Annotated in this window: 18 protein-coding genes; 10 read left to right on the top strand and 8 right to left on the bottom strand. The window is 64.6% G+C overall.

Annotated elements, in window-relative coordinates; translation table 11 throughout:
• Nucleotides 1-67: 67 nt before the first annotated feature.
• Nucleotides 68-565, bottom strand: a complete 498-nt coding sequence (locus HV823_RS06480; protein WP_425487642.1) for a CAP domain-containing protein — start codon at nucleotides 563-565, stop codon at nucleotides 68-70.
• 4 nt (nucleotides 566-569) lie between these two features.
• The gene (locus HV823_RS06475) at nucleotides 570-836 is read right to left on the bottom strand and encodes a DUF6460 domain-containing protein (RefSeq protein WP_176948916.1); all 267 of its coding nucleotides are present in this window, start codon (nucleotides 834-836) and stop codon (nucleotides 570-572) included.
• A gap of 96 nt (nucleotides 837-932) precedes the next feature.
• Between HV823_RS06475 and HV823_RS06470 the strand changes: the two genes are divergently transcribed.
• Nucleotides 933-1,874 (top strand): class I SAM-dependent DNA methyltransferase, encoded by a 942-nt coding sequence (locus tag HV823_RS06470; RefSeq protein WP_176948915.1) that lies wholly within the window; start codon nucleotides 933-935, stop codon nucleotides 1,872-1,874.
• A gap of 71 nt (nucleotides 1,875-1,945) precedes the next feature.
• A complete protein-coding gene (locus tag HV823_RS06465) occupies nucleotides 1,946-2,581 on the top strand; it encodes a YitT family protein (protein WP_176948914.1) in 636 nt (211 codons plus the stop codon).
• A gap of 42 nt (nucleotides 2,582-2,623) precedes the next feature.
• Here the strand turns inward: HV823_RS06465 and HV823_RS06460 are convergent, their stop codons facing one another.
• Nucleotides 2,624-3,085, bottom strand: a complete 462-nt coding sequence (locus HV823_RS06460) for a carboxymuconolactone decarboxylase family protein (RefSeq protein ID WP_176948913.1) — start codon at nucleotides 3,083-3,085, stop codon at nucleotides 2,624-2,626.
• Nucleotides 3,086-3,108: 23 nt separating this feature from the next.
• Nucleotides 3,109-3,609 carry an RrF2 family transcriptional regulator gene (locus HV823_RS06455; protein WP_176948912.1) on the bottom strand — a complete coding sequence of 167 codons (501 nt, stop codon included), beginning with the start codon at nucleotides 3,607-3,609 and terminating at the stop codon, nucleotides 3,109-3,111.
• 160 nt (nucleotides 3,610-3,769) lie between these two features.
• Here HV823_RS06455 and HV823_RS06450 point away from each other — a divergent pair, with 160 nt between their 5' ends.
• Both HV823_RS06450 and pdeM read left to right on the top strand, forming a co-directional pair.
• On the top strand, nucleotides 3,770-6,352 hold the full coding sequence (locus HV823_RS06450) for a ligase-associated DNA damage response DEXH box helicase (protein WP_176948911.1): 2,583 nt from the start codon (nucleotides 3,770-3,772) through the stop codon (nucleotides 6,350-6,352).
• A gap of 7 nt (nucleotides 6,353-6,359) precedes the next feature.
• Complete coding sequence (pdeM, locus tag HV823_RS06445) at nucleotides 6,360-7,091, top strand: ligase-associated DNA damage response endonuclease PdeM (protein WP_176948910.1); 732 nt, start codon at nucleotides 6,360-6,362, stop codon at nucleotides 7,089-7,091.
• A gap of 13 nt (nucleotides 7,092-7,104) precedes the next feature.
• Here pdeM and HV823_RS06440 read toward each other — a convergent pair whose 3' ends face one another.
• Nucleotides 7,105-7,662 carry a dihydrofolate reductase family protein gene (locus tag HV823_RS06440; RefSeq protein ID WP_176948909.1) on the bottom strand — a complete coding sequence of 186 codons (558 nt, stop codon included), beginning with the start codon at nucleotides 7,660-7,662 and terminating at the stop codon, nucleotides 7,105-7,107.
• A gap of 104 nt (nucleotides 7,663-7,766) precedes the next feature.
• On the opposite strand from HV823_RS06440, the gene HV823_RS06435 reads away from it, so the two are divergent.
• On the top strand, nucleotides 7,767-8,273 hold the full coding sequence (locus HV823_RS06435; RefSeq protein ID WP_176948908.1) for a winged helix-turn-helix transcriptional regulator: 507 nt from the start codon (nucleotides 7,767-7,769) through the stop codon (nucleotides 8,271-8,273).
• A gap of 15 nt (nucleotides 8,274-8,288) precedes the next feature.
• Here HV823_RS06435 and HV823_RS06430 read toward each other — a convergent pair whose 3' ends face one another.
• The 3 genes from HV823_RS06430 to HV823_RS06420 form a co-directional block, all read right to left on the bottom strand.
• A complete protein-coding gene (locus HV823_RS06430; protein ID WP_176948907.1) occupies nucleotides 8,289-9,086 on the bottom strand; it encodes a TIGR02186 family protein in 798 nt (265 codons plus the stop codon).
• Nucleotides 9,083-10,009, bottom strand: a complete 927-nt coding sequence (locus HV823_RS06425; RefSeq protein WP_176948906.1) for a TSUP family transporter — start codon at nucleotides 10,007-10,009, stop codon at nucleotides 9,083-9,085. Before HV823_RS06425 ends, HV823_RS06430 begins: the two co-directional genes overlap by 4 nt.
• A gap of 394 nt (nucleotides 10,010-10,403) precedes the next feature.
• Complete coding sequence (locus HV823_RS06420) at nucleotides 10,404-14,249, bottom strand: SEL1-like repeat protein (RefSeq protein WP_176948905.1); 3,846 nt, start codon at nucleotides 14,247-14,249, stop codon at nucleotides 10,404-10,406.
• A 517-nt stretch (nucleotides 14,250-14,766) separates the two neighbouring features.
• Between HV823_RS06420 and HV823_RS06415 the strand changes: the two genes are divergently transcribed.
• From HV823_RS06415 to HV823_RS06395, 5 genes are all read left to right on the top strand, one after another.
• On the top strand, nucleotides 14,767-16,563 hold the full coding sequence (locus HV823_RS06415) for an acyl-CoA dehydrogenase C-terminal domain-containing protein (RefSeq protein ID WP_176948904.1): 1,797 nt from the start codon (nucleotides 14,767-14,769) through the stop codon (nucleotides 16,561-16,563).
• 209 nt (nucleotides 16,564-16,772) lie between these two features.
• Nucleotides 16,773-17,981, top strand: a complete 1,209-nt coding sequence (locus HV823_RS06410) for an acetyl-CoA C-acetyltransferase (RefSeq protein ID WP_176948903.1) — start codon at nucleotides 16,773-16,775, stop codon at nucleotides 17,979-17,981.
• Between the two features lie 3 nt (nucleotides 17,982-17,984).
• Nucleotides 17,985-18,215, top strand: a complete 231-nt coding sequence (locus HV823_RS06405; RefSeq protein WP_176948902.1) for a hypothetical protein — start codon at nucleotides 17,985-17,987, stop codon at nucleotides 18,213-18,215.
• A gap of 30 nt (nucleotides 18,216-18,245) precedes the next feature.
• Complete coding sequence (locus HV823_RS06400) at nucleotides 18,246-20,456, top strand: 3-hydroxyacyl-CoA dehydrogenase NAD-binding domain-containing protein (RefSeq protein WP_176948901.1); 2,211 nt, start codon at nucleotides 18,246-18,248, stop codon at nucleotides 20,454-20,456.
• 181 nt (nucleotides 20,457-20,637) lie between these two features.
• Nucleotides 20,638-20,973 (top strand): hypothetical protein, encoded by a 336-nt coding sequence (locus HV823_RS06395; RefSeq protein ID WP_176948900.1) that lies wholly within the window; start codon nucleotides 20,638-20,640, stop codon nucleotides 20,971-20,973.
• The last annotated feature ends 7 nt before the right edge of the window (nucleotides 20,974-20,980 follow it).

Raw genomic sequence — 20,980 nt, 5'->3', positions numbered from 1 at the left:
GGCAGGCGACCGGCGCCGCGCCTCTGGCAAGGCCCCCAAGTCACCCGCCGTCAAACCGTGCAGAGCGTCAGCTCGACAACACCATTGCCCAATAGGGCCTGTTGCCGGAAGAGGAGTTTCTCGCCTCCGCCACACCCAGCCCGCGATAGCCGGAGCCCAGCATGTTGGCGAGGTGCTTGGGGGAATCCACCCAGGCCTGGAAGGCACGCGCCGCGTCGCTCTGGCCGACGGCGATGTTCTCGGCCGCCGGCAGCGGGACCTCCATGCCCTTCATGCGCTTGGCGAAGTTGGCGCCGATGCCGATGTTGTGCTCCATCTTGCCGGCGGCGGCCATGCGGCTCGCCTGGTCAGCTGCTGCCCGGGCCGCCGCGGAATCGCGCGAAAGCGGCTCGAGCCCGCGATCGCCGCGCAGCTTGTTGATCAGGGCAAGCGTGGGATCGGTCTGGTCGCTGGCGTCCGACGCGATGTCGCCGATGGTGGAACAGCCTGCAATGGTCGCAGCGGTCATTCCGAGGGAGGCCGCAAGCAGGGTCCTGCGGGTGATGAGGTTCTTTTCGTTCGATATCATGTCAACGCTTGTAGCTTAGGACGCGGATGAGGATGAAGACCGGCACGACGATCACCGCGCCCAGCATCAGGTAGTCGCCGACGCGACCGAGCGCGGCAAAACCCGTTTCCCAGAGATTGATGACGAAATCACGGACGGCGCGCAGGATATCGTCCGGATAGAGGCCAAGGACGGACATCAGGAAGCCGAGCGCCACCGACAGGATCAGTAGCTTCACGACGATGCGAAACGGCGTATCGCCGAGAAACCTGTTGACGCCGTCCGACATGCTGCCTGCTCCTGTTCTCTTCGCCGCAACGAATCTGCTTGCGTTTTGCCCGTGCTTGCCGAATAGCGATGCCACCTCACGCAAAAAGACGCAACCATGACCATCGCCTCGCAGCATTCCTCCGGCGACATCCTCGCCGACCGCCGCGCCGACTACGCCCGCATGCTCGCCGAAGGTGGCGATTTTTCGGGCGCCGGCGAACTTATGGAGCAGGCGCTGGAGATTTCACCCGGCTGGGCGGCCGGCTGGTTTCGGCTTGCGGAGTATGCCGAGAAGGCGGGAAGCGTTCCGACCGCTGCGACCGCGTTGCGCCGTGTGCTGGAGCTCGCCCCGGAGGATCCGTTCGGCGCCGGGCTTCGGCTGGCGGTGCTGGGTGCTGCGGAAGTGCCCGCCACACCACCGACGCGCTATGTCGAACAGCTCTTTGACGACTACGCGCAGCGCTTCGACGCCGCGCTCGTGGAGAAGCTGGAATACAGCGTTCCGCAGAAACTGGCCGCGCTGGTCGCAGACGGCATTTCCAGCGAACGCTTTGTCCATGTCACCGATCTGGGGTGCGGCACCGGTCTCTTCGGTGAGCGCATTCGCGCGCGCGCCGGCTTTCTCGAAGGCTTCGACCTTTCGGCAAACATGCTGGCCAAGGCACGGGAAAAGCAGGTCTACGACCGTCTGGCACAGGCGGACCTGTCGCTGCCGCCCCCGGAGTGCGGCGTGTTCGCAACCGGCCTCGCGCCCGGCCGTACGGATCTTGCCAGTGCCGCCGACGTGCTGATGTATCTCGGCGAACTCGCGCCCGTATTCGAGATCGCATTCGCCCTGATCGCGCCCGGCGGCCACTTCGCCTTCTCCGTCGAGGATGCGGCGTCGAACGAAACCTATGTACTGCGGACGTCGCTGCGCTACGCGCATGGCAAAGCCTATGTGCGCCGACGCGCCGACGAAGCCGGATTCGACCTGCTGCAGAGCCGGCAAACGGTCATTCGCATGGATGCCGGCGCACCGGTGACGGGCCGGCTTTACCTCGCACGACGTCGCTGACGCAGCATGTGCCGCCTTGCATATGCCGCAGTGCAATATAAAACAGTCACATCATCCACGCGGAGATTTCGATGAGCGGCGACAAGCGGCGCTTCGGCTTCTGGAACCCTGCCCCGACGCGCCATTCCGCGCTTGAGGACGCGCAGGGAATTGTCACGGGCAGCATGGTTGCCGCACTCGGATTGACGCTGATCGGCAGCGCCGGGCTCGTTGCAAGCGGAATCGCCGGCGTCGCGTTCATCCTGCATTATCTGACGGGCTACAGCTTCGGCCTTTATTATACCGTGCTGAACATGCCCTTCTACGCGTTGTCCCTGTCGCGGCTCGGCAAGGCGTTCACGATCAAGACGTTTATCGCCGTTGGCCTGACCTCGCTGATCACGGAAATCCAGCCGCGATATCTCAAGATCGAGACGCTCGATCCCGTCTGGGCGGCATTGCTTGCGGGAATTCTGGTCGGGTTCGGGCTGCTGGCGCTGTACCGCCATCGCGCAAGCCTCGGTGGACTCGGCATCCTCGCCGTCTACCTGCAGGACCGCTTCGGGATCCGGGCCGGGCTGGTGCAATTGGGCTTCGATCTCGTCGTCCTCGCGGCAGCCTTCGCCGTTGCCGCGCCCTACATCGTGCTATGTTCGGTGATCGGCGCCATCGTGCTGAACCTGTTTCTGACGATCAACCATCGCGCCGACCGCTACATTGCCATGTAAAGCGGTCGGCACATATGGCCGCCCCCCTTTTCACAAACCGCGTCAGGCAGCCTTTGCCGGCTTGTCGATCGGGTGCTGGGAGCGGAAGCCGACCGCCAAGCGGTTCCAGATGTTGATCGTGCCGATCGCCACGGTGATCTTCGTCATTTCCTCTTCGGAAAAATGCGCCTTCAACGCCTCGTAGGCCTCGTCCGGAGCCCCGGTCCGGGCGATGTCGGTGACCGCATCGACCCAGCCGAGCAGCGCGCGCTCGCGGGCGTCGTAGACCGGCGATTCCCGCCAGACCGACATCAGGTTGATCCACTGCTCGGAAAGACCGTCATGACGGGATTCCTTGACGTGCATGTCGACGCAAAATGCGCAGCCGTTGATGATCGACGCGCGCAGCTTGATCAGATGGATGAAGCGGCGCTCCAGCCCCGATTTCTGCACGAACTCTTCCAATGCCACGACGGCCTTGTAGGATTCGGGGGATGCTTTGAAGAAATTGAAACGCGGTTGCATGGTCTTTCCTCTCGGTTCCTGTGTCAGCTCGATTTACGTTCATGCAGTTGCAGGAAGGCGCAGCCACGTGCCGCGACGGCGCCGTCCATGTCTTGCTCGGCCAGTTCGCCGAGGACCTCGGCGACGGTGGTCTTTGCCAGCTCCGCGCGGTAGGCGCGTTCCGCCCTCAGCATCGCTGCGTTGATCTGGCAGGGCCGGGTCATGTAGCGCTGGGGCAGCGGGTTCGGCCCGCGCTGCCGGATCTCCTTGCAGCGGAAGGCCGGCTCTCGGCCCTCCACGGCAAGCACGACGTCGAGAAGGGTGATCTCGTCGGCTCCGCGCGCCAGCCGGTAACCGCCGCGCGGGCCGGGAACGGTTTGAAGGATCCCCGCTCCCGACAGAGCCTGAAGATGCTTCAGCAGGTAGCTGGTGGACACACCATGGAATTCCGCCAGGGCTGCCGCAGACAGCACGCCACCGGACGAAAGGCCGGACAGCATCGCCACGCTATGGATCGCCTGTTCAACGCCGTCGCTGAGTTTCAAGATCGCCTCCTTATTCGTGGATATTTTTTATCCATGATTATTGCATATGTCAAGGCCGCATGATTTGACCGCCACGGAAAAGCCGTAACGCCTTGAATTGGCGCGCGATCGCGTGGGAAAAGCATTTTCCACCGGGAGGAACTGCGCTAGCCTCGCCCTGGTGAACGCGAACGATTCCAGCCAGCCGGGGGCCGATGCCCTGCCGCGCCCCTTTGCCGACTGGTTTGCGGCGCGGCGATGGGCTCCGCGCGCGCATCAGCTCGAACTTCTGACGCGGGCGCGCGCCGGCGAAAGCCTGCTTCTGATCGCGCCGACAGGTGCGGGCAAGACGCTCGCCGGCTTCCTGCCGTCGCTGACGGATCTTTACGCGCGCGGCCGCATCAAGCCGGGGTCGGCCTTTACCGGGATCCACACGCTCTACATCTCGCCGCTCAAGGCACTGGCCGTCGATATCGAGCGCAACCTGACGATACCGGTCGAGGAGATGGGGCTGCCGGTTCGCATCGAGACGCGCACGGGCGATACGCCGCAATCCAAGCGCCAGCGACAGCGGCTCAATCCGCCGGACATCCTGCTGACGACGCCCGAGCAGGTGGCGCTGCTGATCGCCAACGGCGAGGCGGAGCGCTTCTTCAAGGACCTCAAATTCGTGGTGTTCGACGAGTTGCACTCGCTCGTCACGTCCAAGCGCGGGCACCTCTTGTCGCTTGGCCTTGCCCGGCTGCGCAGACTGGCGCCCGGCCTGCGCACGATCGGGCTTTCGGCAACGGTCGCCGAGCCGATGGACCTGCGGCGCTGGCTGGTGGAACAGGCGACCGGCAGCGACAGCCATGCCGGGCTGGTACTGGGGCCGGAGGGCGCAAGGCCGATCATCACCATCCTGAAGAGCCAAGAGCGTGTCCCCTGGTCCGGCCATTCGGCCCGTTATGCCATGCCCGAAGTCTACCAGGCGATCCGCGAGCACCGCACCGCGCTGCTGTTCGTCAACACGCGCAGCCAGGCGGAAATGCTGTTTCAGGAGCTGTGGAACATCAACGAGGAGACGCTGCCGATCGCGCTGCATCACGGCTCGCTGGACGTCGCGCAACGGCGCAAGGTGGAGGCGGCAATGGCGGAGAACCGGTTGCGGGCCGTGGTCGCTACCTCCACGCTCGACCTCGGCATAGACTGGGGCGATGTCGATCTCGTCATCCATGTCGGCGCGCCGAAGGGTGCCTCGCGGCTCGCTCAGCGCATCGGCCGCGCCAACCACCGGATGGACGAGCCCAGCCGGGCGATCCTGGTGCCGGCCAACCGCTTCGAAGTGATGGAATGCCAGGCGGCGCTGGATGCCAACTACATCGGCGCGCAGGACACGCCGCCGATGACAGACGGCGCGCTGGATGTACTGGCGCAGCACGTCTTGGGGATGGCCTGTGCGGCACCCTTCGACGAAGAGGCGCTCTTTTCCGAGATCACCTCCGCCGCCCCCTATGCAGCGCTTCCCCGGCAGACGTTTTCGCGCGTGGTCGACTTCGTCGCAACCGGCGGCTACGCGCTTCGCACCTATGAGCGCTACGCCAGGATCCGCAAGACGAAGGAAGGGCTCTGGCGCGTCTCGAACCCGCAGGTCGCCCAGCAGTACCGGCTGAACCTCGGCACGATCGTCGAGATGCCGATGCTCAACCTGCGGCTCGTCAAGCGCAATGCGCGCGGCTCCCTCGGCCGTGGCGGGGCTTCGCTCGGCAAGGTCGAGGAGTATTTCCTGGAGACCATGTCGCCGGGCGACACGTTCCTCTTCGCCGGCAAGGTGCTGCGCTTCGAGGGTATCCGCGAGAACGAATGCCTCGTCAGTCAGGCCTTCTCCCTCGATCCGAAGGTGCCGGTCTATGCGGGCGGGAAGTTCCCGCTTTCCACCTATCTTGCCGAGCAGGTGCGCGCCATGCTGGCCGATCCGGACCAATGGCGGGCATTGCCGGACCAGGTGCGCGACTGGCTGTCGATCCAGCGCGACATATCCATGCTGCCGAAACGCGACGAGCTGCTGATCGAAACCTTCCCGCGCGGCAGCCGCCACTACATGGTCATCTACGCCTTCGAAGGCAGGCTGGCGCACCAGACCCTCGGCATGCTACTGACGCGGCGACTGGAGCGGGCCGGGCTGAAGCCGCTCGGTTTCGTGGCTACCGACTATTCGCTCGCCGTGTGGGCGCTGGACGATCTGGCAGGCGCGTTCAGGTCGCGCCGGCCATCGTTGGGAGCACTTTTCGACGAAGACATGCTCGGCGACGATCTGGAGGCCTGGCTCGACGAAAGCTGGATGCTGAAGCGGACCTTCCGCAATTGCGCCGTGATTGCCGGGCTAATCGACCAGCGCCATCCCGGCAAGGAAAAGAGCGGGCGTCAGGTGACCGTGTCGGCCGACCTGATCTACGACGTGCTGCGCAGCCACGAGCCCGACCATATCCTGCTGGAGGCGACGCGACAGGATGCGGCATCGGGGCTTTTGGACATCGCCCGGCTCGGCGCTATGCTGATGCGAATCAAGGGCCATATCACGCATAGGGCACTCGACCGGATCTCCCCGCTCGCCGTTCCGGTGATGCTGGAGATCGGCAAGGAACCGGTTTCGGGCGAGGCGCACGATAGCGTTCTCGCCGAAGCCGCCGAGGACCTGATCGCCGAGGCCATGGGTGACAAAGAGATACGCGAGGCGTCCCACGGGGAATGGCCGGACGATTTCGGCGCGCAGAGACGACATTGAAGCGGGAATGCAGATGAACAGGCTGGCGCTGGCGGCCGCACAGATCGAGGATTTCGGATCGCTGACGGCCCGGACGGTCGTCGCCGGCGTCGAGGCGCTGTGCGATCCCTTCGGCGCGCTCTATCTCCCGCAGACGCGGCTTCTGGTCATTTCCGACCTGCATCTAGAAAAGGGCGCTGCCTTCGCACGCCGCGGCATGTTGCTGCCGCCCTACGATACGCTAGCGACGCTGAAGATCCTTTCGGCTGTCATCGCCCGGCACGATCCGGCGATCGTCGTCAGCCTCGGGGACAATTTCCATGACCGCGTCGGTTCGGCCCACCTGCCGGACATGTTCCGCCGGGAGATTGCGGAGATGGCGCGCGGGCGTGACTGGATCTGGATCAACGGAAACCACGATCCGGACGGTGCGGCGGGGCTGCCGGGGCAGTCGGCGGACGAGCTGCACTATGCCGGCCTCGTCTTTCGCCACGAGCCCTCGCTCCGTGCCGGCCATGGCGAGATCGCCGGGCATCTCCACCCGTCCGCCACCGTCCGCCGCCGTGACAAATCGGTGCGCCGTCCGTGCTTTGCGACCGACGGCCGCCGGATGCTGATGCCCGCCTTCGGCGTCACCACCGGCGGGCTTGACCTGCGCCACCGCGCCATGGCGGGCCTGTTCGAGCGCGAAAACCTCGTCGCCCATCTGCTCGGCCGCGACCGGGTCTATTCCGTGCGCTTCTCCAACCTGCTCGCCTGAGGGGTCGTGACGGCTACTCCGGCTTGGGCGTGTAGCGCAGGATGACCGTGCCGTTGGAAAGCGGCCTTGCTTCCGCAAGATCAAAACGCTGCGGGCTGTCGGCGGGCTTGAAGAACGGCGTTCCCTTGCCGAGCCGCGTCGGCACGAGCGCGAGCATCACCTCGTCGACCAGGCCTTCGCCAAGCAGCGTGTCCGTCAACTCGGCGCTGCCGAATATGCAAATATCCTTGCCCGGCTCACGCTTCAGGCGGCGCAGATCGCCCGTGATATCGGACGTCATCGTCGTGTTGTTCCAGTCCGACTGCATGAGCGTGCGCGAGGCAACCAGCTTCGGCATGGCATTCATGAAGGCCTTGATGCGCGTCTCGTCCTGCGTGGTCGTCCAGTAGGACTTCATGCCTTCATAGGTGACCCGGCCGAAGACGAGCATCCGGGCGCGCTCGCCGAAATCCTCGCTGATGCGCTCCAGCTCTTCGCCCCATGCGTGATTGTGAAAGTCGAGATCCCACTTCTTCTCACCCTCGAAGAAGCCGTCAAGCGACACCAGATTCCAAACGATCACCCTACTCATCGCATCCTCCCGTTGATTGGCGGCGGTCATCTGATTGCATTTTGAAATCGGTTGAAGGCTATGCAGACCGGTGGCAAAGTGCAAGCAGAATCTCGGAGACGAATATGAAGGACGAGTACCGCTCGGGCTGCCCGATCAATCTCACGCTCGAGATCCTCGGCGACCGCTGGAGCCTGATCGTGATCCGGGACATGATGTTCGGCAACCGCCGCCACTTCCGGGAACTGCTGACCCATTCGGAAGAGAGGATCGCGTCCAACATTCTCGCCGACCGGCTCAAGCGGCTCATGGAGAAAGGCCTGATCACCAAGGCGGATGATCCCAGCCACAAGCAGAAGGCGCTTTACAGCCTGACCGAGATGGCGATCGGCCTCGTCCCCCTTTTCGCCCATATGGGCGCCTGGGGGCGACGGCACCTGCCGGTGAGCGAGGAACTGAGCATCCGGGCGGAACTGCTCGAATATGGCGGCCCTGCCATGTGGGCCGCCTTCATGGAAGAACTGCGTGCGATCCATATGGGCGGGCCGAAGCCGGACCGCTCCGTATTTTCCGAATTGCAGGCCGCCTACGAAGCCGTCGTCGCCGGCAAGAAGGCGGCCGTGCCGGCCTGACGCTTTGCGCCCGGATCAGTCCTTCCTGAATACGATGCTGGCGATCCAGCCGGTCAGCGCGGCAAGGATGACGGCGAGAATGCCGTAGGAGACCGGGTTGGCGTAGGCCGCGTTCGAGATCATCTGCTCGAGCCCGGTCTTGACGACTCGCAGGGGAAGCGCCTTCTCGCTGATGAACACGCCGTCGCGAAAAAGATGGGCGCGGACGACGTGCGTCCCGTTCGGCACGTTGGCGGGCAGCCTGACGGTCGCCTTGAACAGGCTGGCGCTGATGAACTGCACCCCGCCCGGATCGCGCTGGTAGAAGCCGCCGGTTTCCTTCAGCCGACGGAAGGCGTCGCGAAACTCGGAAATGTTGCTGCCGTCGCCGATATAGCCGATCGGATCGAGGCGGATGTGCTGCAGGCCGACGCCGATGCTGTTCAGCACCGCAGCGGGCGCTATGTCGTCGACATTGCGCGTGCTCGACAGTGAATAGGATTCGGGCGCGAGTTCGAACGTCATCGAACGACGGTTGACCCAGATGCCGAGCACCCGCTCCTTGCGGCGAACGGTCAGATCGTCCTTCGGACCTTCCAGCGCCACGACGATATCGTATTTGCGCTGGGCCAGGAGATTGGGATCATAGCCTTCGATCGCGCCGAAGATCGTCAGGTCGGCGCCGCGGAAGTCGGAGGAGATGGCGATCTCGTCGGTGGAAATGCCGATCTCCAGCCGCTCGGTTATCTCCGGTCGCTTGTCCTCCTGGGCAAGGACCGGGGCGGCCGAAGCCAGGGCGAGAGCAGCGAGAAGCGTGCGCGCAAGCCTCATCATCGGCCCGTCCCCGCGCTGACGATGGAATAGAAGTCCTCAGGCGTCACCACCAGGTCGACGGCAAGGCGCAGGCCGACCGCCAGCACCAGAAGGGCCAGCAGGGCACGCAGTTGCTCGCCGCGCAGGCGTTGGCCGACGCGCACGCCGTATTGCGCGCCGATGACGCCGGCCACCATCAGGATGAAGGCCAGCACGATATCGACGGAATTGTTCGTCGCCGCCTGCATCACGGTGGTGTAGGCGGTGACGAAGATGATCTGGAACAGCGAGGTGCCGACGACGACGTTCGTCGGGATTCGCAGCAGGTAGATCATCGCCGGCACCATGATGAAGCCGCCGCCGACACCCATGATCGAGGTGAGCACGCCGATCGCAAAGCCGAGGACGACGACCGGGATCACGCTGAGATAGATCTTGGACTTCTTGAACCGCATCTTCAGCGGCAGCCCATGCACCCAGTTGTGGTGGCCTGGCTTGCGCAGGTTGACCGGCTGGTTCTTCGCCGCACGCCGCAACGCATTGACACTCTCGAACAGCATCAGCACGCCGACCACGCCGAGCAGGACCACATAGAGCAGCGAAATGACCAGGTCGAGCTGGCCGAGCCGGCGCAGCAGCGCAAAGAGCCATATGCCCGCCGTAGCCCCCAGAAGGCCGCCGACCAGAAGCACGGTCCCGAGCTTGATGTCGAGCGAGCCGCGGCGGAAGTGGGTGATGGCGCCGGAAATGGAAGAGGCGACGACCTGATTGGCGCCGGTCGCAACCGCCACGATGGGCGGGATGTTGTAGAAGATCAGGAGCGGCGTGATCAGGAAGCCGCCGCCGACGCCGAACATGCCGGAAAGAAAACCGACGGCCGCCCCCATCCCCAGGATGATGAAGATGTTCACCGAAAGCTCGGCGATGGGCAGATAAACCGTCACAGCATTACCCCGATGGGCCGTCGGCCCGGATATTGCGGCGCCCCTGTCGCCGTCCGTTCAGCAAAATTCTCGACGCGATCCGGTGAACGCCGGATCCCAAATTCCAGGCACTGCATATGGGTAAGCGCCGGGCAGGCGGAACGCATGCCCGGTTCGACAGTCCCTCAGCATCCTGCCGACATTCCCGGGAGCCCTATGGGCAGGACTTCGGGTGCCGACGCAACATCAAGGCCGAACGTCCGAACAGACCGGCACGCTCCGCTTAGCCGCTGCGGCATCATTCTGAGCGGCTTGTGGTTTTTTCATGGTCCGTCATGCCCTTGGCCATCCGCGCCGTCAACTGCGGAACGGCCCGGACTGCCACTTTATGCGGTCGCGACGGCTGCGACCGGGATCATCCCTGTCGCTTGTTGCGCTTCAGCAACTCGTTGATGAGCTTGTCGTCGATCTTGCCGGTTTCGGTCTGTCCGACGGACTTCTGGAACGCCTTGATCGCCTCGACCGTCTTCGGCCCCATTGCGCCATCGGGCGTGCCGGCGTTGAAGCCGTTGTTGTTGAGGATCGCCTGGATGTTGCGGATCGCCTTCTTCATGTCCACGGAGGCGGTCTTGGTGCCCTTGCCGACCCATTCGTCCGGCAGGTCCACGGAGTTTGCCTTGTCGTCCAGCGGCTGCGGCTTCCACAGGTCAAGCTTCGCCTTGGCGCTTGCCAGTTGCTCCGGCTTCATGGCGTTGGCGACTTCGTCGCGCTTTTCGGCGGCATCGCGGTCGCCGTCGCGGGCCGCGACAGCAAACCACTTGTAGGATTCCTCGAGGTCCTGCTTCACGCCATTGCCGCGCGCATAGAGGATTGCCAGGTTGAACTGGCTGTCGCGGACGCCGAGGTCGGCCGCCTTCTTGAACCATTCGGCGGCCGCAGCAAAATCGGGGGCTTTGCCGCCGCCCGTCGCCAGCAGCACGGCGAGGTTGTGAATGGCGCTGGCATTGCCCTGGTTGGCGGCTTCCTCATAGAGACGACGGGCCTTTTCCAAGTCGCGTTCGACGCCCTGCCCTTTTTCGTAGAGGTTGCCGAGGCGGTACTGCGCCGGCGCAAAGCCGCGTTCAGCCGCCTTCGCATACCACTTGGCGGCTTCGGCCATGTCGATCGCGACGCCGCGGCCATCGGTATAGCGCGCGCCGATTTCGAACAGCGCCAGCTTGTCGCCCTCGCCTGCCGCCTTCGCGAGCGAGGCCGGCTCCAATGCTGTCGGGACACTGATCAATTCTGCCGTGCCCTGCGAAGGGTCGTCGGCGCCGATGATGGCTTCGCTGCCTTCGTTTTCGATCACCGGCACGTCCTTCACCTCGCCCGACGGATCCATCAGGATCGGCTCGAAGCCGCCGGTCTCGGTCGCAGCGTCCGCGGGCTGCGTCATCTGCTCGGCGCCGGTAATTGCAAGCACGGGCGTACCGGTATCCATCCCGGTATCCTCGACCGTCGGCGTTGCGATTTCTTCGGTGCGCGGCGCGTCGGCAGTGGGTTCGTCACCCTCGATCACCTGGACCGGCTGGCTGCCGGACGTAACAGCCTGCGCCATTTCCTGAGGGGCCGGCGCCCCGCCAACCTCGGCTTTGGGCTCGACGGCTGCCGGTGCCGCGATGGCCGCCTGCGCCGTTTCCTGACGGGCCGGCTGCGGAGCCTCGTCGCCGCGCACGAGCGTATTGACCAGCGGATAGGACATGATGGCAAGCAGGATGGCACCGACGGCCATCAGGATCGGCCGGCGGTGGCGCCCGAAAGCAGATGCGGCCGCGCCGCCCCCGGACGCCGGCTTCTTTTCCGGCGCAATGCGCGAGAGCGTATCGGTTTCTTCGGCGGCCATGCGGGCTGCCCGGCGTGCGGCGGCGATGAAATCGGACTTCCCGGCGTCAGCGGCCTGACCGCGACCGTCCGCCGTCTGGCCGGCGCGCACACGCTCCAGGATCTTGCGGACGTCTGGAGCGCCGGAGCCCGGCTCCAGCAGTTGGTTGGCCACTTCCGGCGCGATCTCGTCGCCCGGGTCAAGCGACGGGGCGGGATCGATCTGCTGGCGCTCGACCGTCTCGGGCGCCTCCTTGCGGGCAGGCGCGAGCCGGCGTGCAAGCCCTGCGATCAGGCTGGTCTTGCCCTTCCTGCCGGTTGACGCGGGGGCGGCAGCTTCTGCTGCGGAGGTGGCCACGACCTGAGCACTTTCGGTCGCGACCTCGAATTCACGTTCACCGGATTCCACTTCAGTGGGCACCGTCGGGCGATCCTCGCCTCCAGCGGCCGTCTCGAAACCGTCGTCGACGAAGGGGTATTCGTCCTCATGGAGAGCCGGGGCCGGGGCCCGCGGCATGGCGGGTGCGAACGCACGCTCGGCCCGGCGGCCGTCGCTGCGATCATCGTCGCGCGGCGCGTCGAGTTGTTCGAGGCGGCCCGCGATCTGCACCAGCGTGTCATGGAGTGCGTCGAAGGTGCGGGCGGTGCGGTCTTCGCTGGACCGCATCATGTCTTCCAGCGCGCGCAGGTCCTCCGCAAGCGCGGAGATCGCCGCCATGTCGGAGGACGAGGCAACGCCACCGTCGGCGGTGTGCTGGTAGGCCTGCATCACCGCTTCAGCCGCCTGCCGGGCCGCTTCGATGATGTATTCGTCATTGGTGGCCATGTAGTCTTCGATCGTCGCCATGCGGCTGTCGAAGTCTGCCGGCAGGGCGGCGCCACCCTGCGGCTGCGGCGCGCTGATCAGCGTCGAAAGATGGGCGATCTGCGCTTCAAGGCTGCGCAGCGCACCGCTGTCGTCCGCTGGCGCGGCACTGGTGCGGTCGAGCCTTTCGGCAATCGCCTGCAGGCGTCCTTCGATTACAGAGAAGCGGTCGCCGGAAAACGGCGTTTCGGCCGGAATGTCGAGATCTTCGATGCGGCGAGCCAGTTGATCGAGGCGTTCGGCCAGCGCATCGTTGACCGAACCCTGGTCGAGCGCGTCGATCTTTCGGGAGATGTCCGTCAGGTAACGGGTGAGGTCGGCGCTTGGGGCAGGTGCCCGCTGGCCCTGCTCGATCATCGCCGACAGCTGATCCAGCCGTTCTTCGAGCCGAAGTGCCGCCTTCTCGTGCGCCAGTTCGTCGATGCGATAGGAAAGCGCCTCCAGCCGCTGGCCGAGACCCTGCTCGGGCATCGGGCGACGGGCAATGGCGTCAAGCTGGCCTGCGAGATCGGCGATCCGGCCCTCCATGCGCTGGAACAGCGTGGCATCGGCGGCGGAAGCCTGTGCACGGCCGCTGGCGGCGATCGCGCGGCTGATCTCGTCGAGGCGCAGGTCGAGGCCTTCGAACTGGGAGGCGAGCCGGCGGTCGTCGGGCTGGACGTTGCGGCCAAGCACTTCGACGGCCTGGGCCATTGCATGCAACTTGTCTTCGAGATCGCGAAGGGCGGGCGTGGCGCTGACGGTCTGGATCTGGGTCTTCAGCTCGTCCAGCCGGTAGGCGAGCGCCAGCAACTCGTCGTCACGACTCTGATCGAATGCAGCGAGCCGCTGTTCCACGCCGTTCCAGCGGCTTTCCATGCGGCGCACGGAATCCTCGCGGGCAAGACCGTCGAGGACCGAGCGCAGTTCATCGAACTCCACCCGCAGGCTGTCGGCTTCGGAATGCGCCGGCTGACGGCCAAGCTGGCCGACGCTCTGCGCCAACCGCTGCAGGTCGTCGCGAATGTCGTCGTCATGGCCGCGCACTTCGGCCGCCTGGCGAATGGCGCGCATTTCCGCGCGCAGCGTGTCCATCTCGCGGCCGAACCCGTCGGCGATGTCGCGCTTGAGATCCTGGCGCAGGCCGACGAGCGCCTGGGCGATTTCCTTCGCGGCCAAATTGGGCGCGGCGAAACTGGTGGCAGCATAGTTGGAGGTGGCGAAATCGGGTGCCGGGCGTTCCACGGCCGGCTGCTGCTGAAGGGGAGCGTCGAATGCCGGCGGTCGGCGTTCGACGCGCGGGGTCGTGCGCTCCCGAACGGCATCGAGTGCGCGCTGGCGCTGCATGATTTCCCCCACAGGATCATCGCGCAGCGGCGCGGTGCGCGCCGGGTCCGGTCGCTGCGGCTCACGCCGGCTGTCCGCACCGTCGCGGCTGCGCTCGCGTGTGCCCATTAGACCTTCGATCCGCGCTTCGAGGCCTTCGATCGTCCGGTTCAGAGCATCGAACGACGACCTGTCGCCATACCGGGGAGGATTTGCTCGCGATCCGCTCATGTTCCTAGCCTCGATTGGGAGCCCGTCGGCTCGCCGTGAGAACCCGCATCACGTCCGCCGCTCATGCCGCGTGACGCCACCTGTTGCATTTCGCCGGCATGATGTGCGCCGGCATTGTCGTAACTCACGCGCTAGATCGAAGATGCAGCCTAAAGGGCGCAACTTTCCCGGACCTGACGCTTCGAATGGCAGGCGAAAAGTGGAACGACAAAACTATTTCGTGAGCTGCCCTCGATCGCCACAATTCACGGAACATGGTAAACAAGCCGTTAACTTGGCCGAAGTTTTTTAACGATTTGCTCATACTGCCGCGCGTTGGCACACTTGGGCGCCCCGGCGATGCAGGGCTGTGCACGCAGGCGTTTGCCTATCCAGGGTTTCTGGCCGCTTCCGGATCCTACCCCCCGCGAAGTTGCCGTTCACGCAAATATTACGTTTACGCAAACGTCAAAGTTTTCTAGTATTGCGTCATCAGGCCGGACGGTCGTCCATCGAGAAGGCGAGGAACTCGAGCAACATGCCCATCTACAAAGCCCCCGTGAACGAAACGCTGTTCGTGCTCAACGACGTGCTCGGACTGGAACGCTACAACAACCTGCCGGGCTTTGCCGATGCGACGGCGGACATGGTCGAGGCGATTGCCGGCGAGGCCGCGAAGCTTTCGGAAGAAGTGCTGTTTCCCGTCAACCTCTCCGGCGACCAGGAGGGCTGCAAGCGCAGCGAAGATGGTTCGGTGGCCGTTCCGAAGGGCTTCCGCGAAGCGTTCGACCTCTACCGCGAAGGCGGCTGGCTGGGTCTGGCGGTGCCGGAGGAATTCGGCGGTCAGGGACTTCCCTACCTGTTGCACACCGCCGTCGGCGAGTACATGTCGTCGGCCAACATGTCGCTGATGATGTATCCCGGCCTGACGCAGGGCGCCATTGCGGCGATCCTCGTGCACGGTTCGGAAGAGCAGAAGAAGGCCTATCTGCCGAAGATGGTCTCAGGCACCTGGACCGGAACGATGAACCTGACCGAGCCGCATTGCGGCACCGACCTCGGCCTTCTGCGCACCAAGGCCGCACCGCAGGCGGACGGTTCCTACAAGATCACCGGCCAGAAGATCTTCATTTCCGCCGGCGAACACGACATGGCGGAAAACATCGTCCATCTGGTGCTGGCCCGCATTGAAGGCGCGCCTGAGGGCACCAAGGGCATCTCGCTCTTCATCGTGCCGAAGCTCCTGCCGGACGCGGACGGCAGGCCGGGGGCACGCAACGGCGTCTCCTGCGGGGCGATCGAACACAAGATGGGCATCCACGGCAACGCAACCTGCGTGATGAACTACGACGAGGCGACGGGCTATCTCATCGGCACCGAGAACAAGGGCCTGAACGCCATGTTCGTGATGATGAACGAGGCCCGCCTGGGTGTCGGCCTGCAGGGGCTGGCGGTCGCCGAGGTCGCCTACCAGAACGCCGCCAGCTATGCCCGGGAACGCATCCAGGGACGCTCGCTTTCCGGGCCGAAGGCGCCCGCGCAACGGGCCGACCCGATCATCGTTCACCCCGACATCCGCCGGTCGCTGATGACGATCAAGGCATGGAACGAAGGCGGACGCGCGTTCCTTCTGTGGACGGCGCTGCAATCCGATATCGCCCACCGGGCATCCGACGAAAAGGAGCGCCAGGCGGCCGACGATCTGCTGGGGCTGGCGACGCCGATCCTGAAGGGCGTGCTGACCGACAAGGGGTTCGACCACGCGGTGATGGCGCAGCAGGTATTCGGCGGCCATGGCTACATCGAAGAACATGGCATGAGCCAGTATGTGCGCGACGCGCGCATCGCCATGATCTACGAAGGCGCCAACGGCATCCAGGCGCTCGATCTTGTGGGCCGCAAGCTCGGCCTGAACGGCGGGCGCGCAGTGATGGCGCTGTTCAAGGAGATCGGCGATTTCTGCGAAGAGAACCGCAGCGACGAAAGCCTCGCCTTCTTCACCAAAAACCTGAAGAAGGGGCTGAACGACCTGCAGGCCTCGACCATGTGGTTCATGCAGCATGCGATGGCCAAGCCCGACAATGCCGGCGCCGGGTCGACCGACTACATGCATCTCTTCGGCCTCGTCGTCGTCGGCTACATGTGGGCGAAGATGGCCAAGGCGGCGCAGTCCGGGCTTGCCGCAGGCGCCGGCGAACGCGAGGCGTTCCTGCGCAACAAGCTGATCACCGCACGCTTCTTCATGGAGCGCATCATGCCGGAGACGGCACTGCGCAAGGCCCGCATCGAGAGCGGCGCCGAAACGATGATGGCGCTGCCGTCAGAGGCTTTCTAAGGATGCACCTCACCCGGCCCTCTCCCCGCAAGCGCGGAGAGGGCGTACAGTCGCCGCAACTCGCCTCCTTGTCCGCGCCCCCGCGGGCACAGGTGCCGGCAGGCGAATGAGGGATAGAATGACGAGCGCGCGGCCAAAAAGGCCGTATGCCAGGAGATTGGCAGACAGGTGATTGACGACGCTTCTGCGTCGCCCAGGGAGAGAAAAGCATGACTGACGTGTTCATCTACGATCATGTACGCACCCCGCGCGGGCGCGGCAAGAAGGACGGGGCGCTGCACGAGGTGCCGTCCGTCCGTCTCGCAGCGAAGGTTCTGGAAGCTCTGCGCGACCGCAACGGGCTCGACACGGAAAGGGTCGACGACATCATCATGGGATGCGTCGATCCTGTCATGGATGCCGGCGCCGTCATTCCCAAGGCCGCGGCCTTTGAAGCCGGCTACTCGACGAAGGCGCCGGGCATGCAGATCTCGCGCTTCTGCGCTTCGGGTCTGGACGCCATCAATTTCGGCGCCGGGAAGATCGCCCAAGGGGCGGACGACATCGTCATTGCCGGCGGCGTGGAAAGCATGTCGCGCGTCGGCCTCGGCATGTCCGGCGGCGCCTGGTTCATGGATCCCTCGGTCAACTTCCCGGCCTATTTTATGCCGCAGGGCGTCTCGGCCGACCTGATCGCCACCAAGTACGGTTTCTCCCGCGACGACGTCGACGCCTATGCGGTGGAAAGCCAGAAGCGGGCGGCCAATGCCTGGGAGAAGGGTTACTTCGCAGGCTCGGTCATCCCGGTGAAGGACATCAACGGCCTGACCATTCTTGACCGGGACGAGCACATGCGGCCGGGCACCGACATGCAGGCGCTGGCCAAGCTCAACCCGTCCTTCCAGATGCCGGGCGAGATGGGCGGCTTCGAGGCCGTCGCCATCCAGGCGCATCCGGAGATCGAGGCGATCAACTACGTCCACCACGCCGGCAATTCGTCCGGCATCGTCGACGGCTCGGCTGCGGTGCTGATCGGTTCAAGAGAAGGCGGCGCCATCCTCGGCAAGAAGCCGCGCGCGCGCATCCGGGCCTTCGCCAATATCGGCTCGGACCCGGCGCTGATGCTGACCGGCCCGGTGGACGTGACCGAGAAGCTCCTCAAGCGCTCCGGCCTTAAACTTTCCGACATCGACCTGTTCGAGCTGAACGAGGCGTTTGCCGCCGTCGTGCTGCGCTACTGCCAAGCGTTCGAGATCCCCCACGACCGGATCAACGTCAACGGCGGCGCCATCGCCATGGGCCACCCGCTCGGCGCCACCGGCGCGATGATCTTCGGCACCGTGCTCGACGAACTGGAGCGGCGCGACCTCAACACAGCGCTTGTGACGCTCTGCATCGGCGCCGGCATGGGTACGGCGACGGTCATCGAGCGGGTGTGATTTATGACCACCCCGCAGCCGGATCGCGAGACCTATAGGGAAGAGCGGGAGGGATGGCAGCGAGAACTCGCCCATATCTATCGAGAGAGAGATATGAAGGACGACTATGAGGCCTTCATCAAGCCGAAAACCAAGGAGGAGGTCCGTGCGCACCAAGCCGAACTTCGTGGCTTGATGCTTCTCACCGCCGTAGTCGTTGGCATCACAGGTGTCGCGATCGTCATCCTCTGGTAGGGACAATGTTCAAGGGAGAGGAATCCCATTATGAGTGCATACAAGAATTTTGGCCTGGGAACCGACGCCGACGGCATTGCGCTCGTCACCTGGGATATGCCCGGCAAGTCGATGAACGTCTTCACGGCGGAGGTGATGGACGAGCTCGACGCGATCATCGACGCGACCGTGGCGGACGATGCCGTCAAGGGCGTGGTCTTCACCTCGGGCAAGTCGAGCTTCTCCGGCGGCGCCGACCTTTCGATGATTAGGTCGATGTTCACGCTGCAGGCCGAGGAGAGGGCCAAGGATCCGGCGCAGGCAGTCGAGAAGCTGTTTGCGCTCACTGGGCGGATGAGCGGCCTGTTCCGCAAGCTCGAGACCTGCGGCAAGCCCTGGGTTTCGGCGATCAACGGCACCTGCATGGGCGGTGCCTTCGAGCTGTCGCTCGCCTGTCACGGCCGCGTCGCCTCGAACGCCAAGTCGGTGAAGATCGCCCTGCCCGAAGTGAAGGTCGGCATCTTCCCCGGTGCCGGCGGCACCCAGCGCGTGCCGCGGCTGGCAAACGCGCAGGACGCCCTGCAGATGATGACGACAGGATCGTCTCTCTCGGCTGCGCGCGCCAAGGCGATGAACCTCGTTCACCAGGTGGTCGCGCCGGAGGAACTGATCCCGGCAGCGAAGAAGATGATCCTCGATGGCCTGAAGCCTGTCGCACCCTGGGACGAAAAGGGCTTCAAGGTGCCCGGCGGCGGCATCTGGACGCCGGCTGCGGCCCAGCTCTGGCCGGCGGCACCCGCCATCCTGCGCCGCGAAACCGCCGGCAACTATCCGGGTGCGCTCGCGATCCTCAAATGCGTGTACGAGGGCCTGCAGGTGCCGTTCGATACGGCGCTCAAGATCGAGCAGCGCTATTTCACCCACATCCTGCAGACGACCGAAGCCTTCTCGATGATCCGCTCGCTGTTCATCTCCATGCAGGAGCTGGGCAAGGGAGCACGCAGGCCGGCCGGCGTACCTAAGACCGAGTTCAGGAAGGTCGGTATCGTCGGCGCCGGCTTCATGGGCGCCTCGATCGGCTATGTGACAGCCGCCGCCGGCATCCCCGTGGTGCTGATCGACCGCGACCAGGAGGCAGCCGACAAGGGCAAGTCGGTTTGCGAGGGCCTCGTGGCCGCCAGCGTCTCCAAGGGCCGGATGAGCAAGGAGGAAGGCGAGAAGCTGCTGTCGCTGATCACGCCGACGCCCGACTATGCCACGCTTTCCGACGCCGATCTCGTGATCGAGGCTGTCTTCGAGGACCGCGACGTCAAGAAGGCGGTGATGGAAAAGGTCGAGGCGGTGTTGCCAGACGGCGCGATCCTCGCCTCCAACACTTCGACGCTGCCGATCACCGGGCTAGCGAAGAACTCCAGGCGTCCCGACCAGTTCATCGGCATCCATTTCTTCTCGCCGGTCGAGAAGATGATGCTGACGGAAGTGATCCTCGGCAAGGAGACCGGCGACAAGGCGCTGGCCACCGCCCTCGATTACGTGGCCGCGATCAGGAAGACGCCGATCGTCGTCAACGACACGCGCGGCTTCTACGTCAACCGCTGCGTCTTCCGCTATATCGGCGAAGCCTATGACATGCTGATCGAGGGCGTGCCGGCGGCGATGATCGAGAACGCGGCGAAGATGGCCGGCATGCCGGTCGGACCGCTTTCGCTCAACGACGAGGTGGCCGTCGACCTCTCCTACAAGATCTTCAAGGCAGCCCTGGCCGATCTTGGACCGCAGGCGGTCGATCCGCGGCACATGGACCTTGTGACGACGCTCGTCGAGGACGGGCGGCTCGGGCGCAAGAGTGCCAAGGGCTTCTACGACTATCCACCGAAGCCGGCGAAGAAGCGCCTCTGGCCGGGCCTGAAGGAGCTCTATCCGCAGCAGAAGCCCGATGACGTCGACGTGAAGGTGTTGAAGGAACGGCTGCTGACGACGATCGCGCTGGAAGCGGCGCGCACGGTCGAGGAAGGCATCGTCACCGATCCGCGCGAGGCCGATGTCGGCTCGATCCTCGGCTTCGGCTTCGCCCCCTATACGGGCGGCACGCTTTCCTACATCGACGGCATGGGCGTGAAGGCCTTCGTGGCACTGTGCGAGAAGCTGGCGGCGAAATATGGCGACCATTTCAAGCCGACGCCGCTTCTGCTCGACATGGCGGCAAAGGGCGAAACCTTCTACGGACGCTTTGATCCCTACGCGAAGCCGCAAGCCGCTTAAGGGGCGGGCGGCAAGATTTCGCTGACGACCTGGCATTGCGGGCGCGTTTCGACGCGTCCGCCTGCGAACGGATCGTTCCACCCAGAAATGGGTCGGCGGCAAGTACTGGAATTCATTTGCCGTTCACGATTCTCCTCCTAGGAATCTGCCGTTGCAATATTCCAGTAAGGAACTGAAAACTATGCGCAATTTTAAGGTACTCATTACGACTGCCGCAGCCGTCCTCGGCTTCTCGGCCGCAGCATACGCCGACGAACTCGTCTTCACCCTGAAGAACGGCACCGGGTCCGTGCTGACCAACTTCTATACGTCGCCGGTCGGCGTCGACAGCTGGGAAGACGACGTTTTCGGCCGCCAGGTGCTGAACCCGGGCGAAAGCATGGAAATCACGATCGCTGACGGTCGCCGGCAGTGCAAGTACGACATGAAGTTCGAGTTCGAGGAAGAGTCCAATCTCGACACCACCACGGACACACAGGATCTGTGCGAAATGGGCTCCTACACGATCCACGAGTGATCCGGAT

This window comes from Mycoplana rhizolycopersici (genome assembly GCF_013378445.1).
GTDB lineage: Bacteria > Pseudomonadota > Alphaproteobacteria > Rhizobiales > Rhizobiaceae > Mycoplana > Mycoplana rhizolycopersici.
The sequence above is the reverse complement of the archived record's forward strand: the minus strand, read 5'-3'. Positions and strand labels throughout refer to the sequence as shown.

Excerpts from the sequence above, each read along its gene's own strand:
- HV823_RS06475 (WP_176948916.1), bottom strand. The coding sequence starts at position 836 with ATGTCGGACGGCGTCAACAGGTTTCTCGGCGATACGCCGTTTCGCATC.
- HV823_RS06470 (WP_176948915.1), top strand. The coding sequence starts at position 933 with ATGACCATCGCCTCGCAGCATTCCTCCGGCGACATCCTCGCCGACCGC.
- HV823_RS06465 (WP_176948914.1), top strand. The coding sequence starts at position 1,946 with ATGAGCGGCGACAAGCGGCGCTTCGGCTTCTGGAACCCTGCCCCGACG.
- HV823_RS06460 (WP_176948913.1), bottom strand. The coding sequence starts at position 3,085 with ATGCAACCGCGTTTCAATTTCTTCAAAGCATCCCCCGAATCCTACAAG.
- pdeM (WP_176948910.1), top strand. The coding sequence starts at position 6,360 with ATGCAGATGAACAGGCTGGCGCTGGCGGCCGCACAGATCGAGGATTTC.
- HV823_RS06440 (WP_176948909.1), bottom strand. The coding sequence starts at position 7,662 with ATGAGTAGGGTGATCGTTTGGAATCTGGTGTCGCTTGACGGCTTCTTC.
- HV823_RS06435 (WP_176948908.1), top strand. The coding sequence starts at position 7,767 with ATGAAGGACGAGTACCGCTCGGGCTGCCCGATCAATCTCACGCTCGAG.
- HV823_RS06430 (WP_176948907.1), bottom strand. The coding sequence starts at position 9,086 with ATGATGAGGCTTGCGCGCACGCTTCTCGCTGCTCTCGCCCTGGCTTCG.
- HV823_RS06420 (WP_176948905.1), bottom strand. The coding sequence starts at position 14,249 with ATGAGCGGATCGCGAGCAAATCCTCCCCGGTATGGCGACAGGTCGTCG.
- HV823_RS06415 (WP_176948904.1), top strand. The coding sequence starts at position 14,767 with ATGCCCATCTACAAAGCCCCCGTGAACGAAACGCTGTTCGTGCTCAAC.
- HV823_RS06410 (WP_176948903.1), top strand. The coding sequence starts at position 16,773 with ATGACTGACGTGTTCATCTACGATCATGTACGCACCCCGCGCGGGCGC.
- HV823_RS06405 (WP_176948902.1), top strand. The coding sequence starts at position 17,985 with ATGACCACCCCGCAGCCGGATCGCGAGACCTATAGGGAAGAGCGGGAG.
- HV823_RS06400 (WP_176948901.1), top strand. The coding sequence starts at position 18,246 with ATGAGTGCATACAAGAATTTTGGCCTGGGAACCGACGCCGACGGCATT.
- HV823_RS06395 (WP_176948900.1), top strand. The coding sequence starts at position 20,638 with ATGCGCAATTTTAAGGTACTCATTACGACTGCCGCAGCCGTCCTCGGC.